2 protein-coding genes are annotated in these 3,388 nt (G+C 66.4%); both read right to left on the bottom strand.

Features of this window, described 5'->3' with window-relative positions:
• Window positions 1-1,043: 1,043 nt before the first annotated feature.
• The gene (istB, locus tag VGI12_17390; GenBank protein HEY2434452.1) at window positions 1,044-1,811 is read right to left on the bottom strand and encodes an IS21-like element helper ATPase IstB; all 768 of its coding nucleotides are present in this window, start codon (window positions 1,809-1,811) and stop codon (window positions 1,044-1,046) included.
• Complete coding sequence (gene istA / locus VGI12_17385) at window positions 1,808-3,274, bottom strand: IS21 family transposase (protein ID HEY2434451.1); 1,467 nt, start codon at window positions 3,272-3,274, stop codon at window positions 1,808-1,810. Before istA ends, istB begins: the two co-directional genes overlap by 4 nt.
• Window positions 3,275-3,388: the final 114 nt, after the last annotated feature.

The following is a 3,388-nucleotide window of genomic DNA, read 5'->3' as shown; positions in this document are numbered from 1 at the left end:
CGATCGTCGCAAACCCGTTCAAAACATGAATAGCGCCCAGACGTGACGCTCCGAATGGCGTGTCAGGAGATGCGCGATCTGGAACCGCGCGGCGAGACGACGCGCGATTTCGGGTTCGTGAACGAGGAGCGGTCGCCGTCCTGAGTCTCGATCAACCACGTCGTTCTTTCACGAAAACGCCGGAGTCTTCTCAACGCCAAGAGTCCAAGATGGAGGATCGCTGGCAGGGAACGATTCGCTCGACGCTTCGTCGACGACATCGCATGGAGGATTTGCCTGATCGTCGACGCGAACCACCGCGTGTGCGCGGAGCCGATCAGGCTGGCGCGGCGGTAGATCATGCGTCGAAATGGCCTTGACATGTAGATCCATGAACGATGTCCCTTCGATTGGCACATTGCGGACGATCATCGTTGCCGACGGTAAGCCGTCTCTCTGTCGCACGCAAGAAAGCCAGCATCGAGAAGCATCGTCAGAAGCTCGGCCGCGCGTCCAGTACTAATCCCCCATAGACGCGCCGCCTGCGGCAACGTCAAGACGAGCCCAGGCATTTCAAGGTATTCGCTCCGAATCCGAGCGAGCTCAGCCGACATCGAGAGGTTAGGCCGTGTCGCGCGAACGGTCAACGAAACAGATCTGGCGCTCGCCGAAGCCGTCATCGTGGCGCTCATCTGATGTCTCCTTCATGCCCATCGATTCCATTCGACATCATTGTTGGCTCACCGCGGCCACGACCTTTGTGCGCCCCCAAGGACGAATCATAGACAGACGAGAGGCTCGAACCGATGTGGTGCTCAATGGTGGCGGCGATTCGCGCGGCGCTACTCTTTGCATGTTGGTTGCGCCGCTCGGAAACTAGACCAGTACGCCGCTTGGAAAGTAGACCACCTGAAGGGCGTTCATTCTACGTGGTTTGCCACGCCGACACGAAATCTGCCCCCTCCCATTCGTTGGCGACAGCGTGAGCCGGCCTGGGCCGGCGAGCGCCCGGACTGACCTGCGAGGCTGCCACGCCCCGTGATGACCACCGGTGAATCAACGGATCACGATGCCTCTTCTCGGCCGCGGCGCTTCCGCATGCGATAGCTTTTGCCTTTCGTCGTGAGCACCGTGGCGTGGTGCGCCAATCGATCGAGGAGCGCGGTCGTTAGTTTCTCGTCGCCCGCAAACACGGTGACCCATTCGGCGAACGCGAGATTGGTGGTGACGACGGTCGCGCGTCGCTCATAGCGATCCGTGAGGAGATTGAAGAGCAGCTCGCCGCCGACGCGATCGAACGGCACAAACCCGAGCTCGTCGACGATGAGCACGTCCACGCGGAGCAGCCGCTGCTGGAGCCGGGTCAGCTCGCGGGCATCGCGGGCTTCAATCAGCTGACGCACGAGGTCGGCCGCCCGCGTGAAGAGGACGCGGCGTTTCTGCTTCGTCGCCTCCACGCCGAGTGCGATCGCCAGATGCGTTTTACCGGTACCGATCGGACCCGCCAAGATCAGATTCTCTGGCGCGGTGACCCATTCACCGCGTGCGAGCGTGTGGATCTGCGTCGCGCTCACGCCGTCGGCGGTCGTGAAATCGAACGTATCGAGGGTCTTCACCTCGGGAAAGCGCGCCTCACGGAGTCGCTGGCGGATCACCGATTCGTGGCGTGATGCCTGCTCCGCCGTGAGGACTTCGTGGAGGTAGTCTTCGTGCGCCCAGTGGGCCTCGCGTGCTTGACGGGCGAGCGCGTCGAACGCGCGTGCGATGCCTGGCAATTTCAGCGCGCGGGTCTGCACGACGACCAGCTCGCGGGCCAGCGCGGTGCCGCTCATGCGACACCGCCAAGGAGCCAGCCGTCGTAGTCGGCGGCGCAGCCGCTGGCCACGTCGATGTCGCGCAGCGTGGCCGGCAGCGCGTCGAGCGCCACCCGGGGCGGCGACGGCGCCAGCGCGAGCAGCACGGGCGCACCGGTCGTCAGCGCGAGGCGCAACGCCGGCACGACCACTGCGGCGCCGTGTGTCTCCAGCTGGCCGAGCACCTTGGCCAGGTGCCGCGCGGCCTCGCGCGGTCCATGCGCGCCGAGGAGCTGATCCCAGATCGCCGGGAAGGGCTCGCCGAGATCCCGCAGCAGCTCCGGCAATACCTGGCGGACCGCCTGCGGTTTGCGCGCGAGCTCCGCGAGGTAATGGCGATAGTCGATCGCGCGCTCGCCGAAGCGTTTCCGCGGGTGCGTCACGCGGCGGCCGTCGCGGCCCACGATCGTCACGGTGGTGGCGCCGACGCGCACCACGAGGTCGAGCCCCGCCCAGCGCGTCCACACCGAGTACACCGCGCCCTCGAGCCGGACCAGCGCGCGCGGGGAGACGGTGGCGAACGTCGTGGCCTCCGGCGCGAACGGCGCCGCCACGCCACGCAACTGCCGCTGCTCTTCGGTGAAGCGCTCGCCGATCGTGTGCCCCGCCGCATCCCGCTTCGTGTCGAGCCGGGCATCCATCTGCGCCAGCAGCGTCTCATTAATCACGGCGAGCGACGGGCCGACGGGAATCGGGACGAGCGCTTGGTGCCGGACGGCTTGCCCCCGGGACTCGACGCCGCCTTTATCATGGCCCTCGCCGGGCCGACAGAAACACGCTTCGAGCAGATAGTGGGAGGCCAGCGCCGCGAACCGCGGCGTCAGCGTCCGCGCGCCACCGACCAGGATCCGCACGACCGCGGCGCGCAGATTATCGTAGGCGACCCGCGCCGGCACGCCCTCGAAGTGAGCGAACGCCCGGACGTGCCCATCGAGAAAGCTGATCTGGTCTTGCCGCTCGTAGATCCACGCGAAGTCGCGGCCCGAGTACATCAGCCGCATCAGGAAGAGCCACGCCTTGCGACGCGTCCCGCCCACATCGACGAAGACCTCGAAGAAATCGACCTCCGCGAGATCGCCCGGCCGATACGTCAGCGGCACGAACACCTCGCGGCGCTGCCGCTTCCACTCGGCGACCGCCTCTTTCACGACCGTCACGCCGACGGCGTGCCCCTCGGCGACCAGCATCGCGTGCAGCCGCGTGGCCGTCAGACGCTGCTTGCCGGCGGTCCACCGAACCGAATCGACGAGCACCGCCTGCACCCGCTCCGCGACCGCATCCCAGACCGGCCGAGGCCGAGCCGTGGTCTCCCTCCGGCCCGGGGCCGGCTGCTCTAAGTACTTGCGAACAGTGACCCTGGCGATCCCCAACTCGCGAGACACGGCCCGCTGCGTCCGGCCCTCCACGAGCACTTTGTGTCGAACGACATGCACCTGGTCCATCCTGAGCATCCTCCAGCGAACCCCGGATCCCCCGATCCGGCAAGCCCGCCATCAAACCCTCAGGTGGTCTACTTTCCGAGCGGCGTTTGGTCTACTTTCTGAGCGGCGCGCCCA

The sequence above is a fragment of the Vicinamibacterales bacterium genome (assembly GCA_036496585.1).
Classification (GTDB): domain Bacteria; phylum Acidobacteriota; class Vicinamibacteria; order Vicinamibacterales; family 2-12-FULL-66-21; genus JAICSD01.
This window is presented reverse-complemented; position numbering and strand designations above follow the sequence as displayed.

Bases quoted from the DNA above. Each gene is read 5' to 3' on its own strand.
- istB (HEY2434452.1), bottom strand. From the start codon at position 1,811: ATGAGCGGCACCGCGCTGGCCCGCGAGCTGGTCGTCGTGCAGACCCGC.
- istA (HEY2434451.1), bottom strand. From the start codon at position 3,274: ATGGACCAGGTGCATGTCGTTCGACACAAAGTGCTCGTGGAGGGCCGG.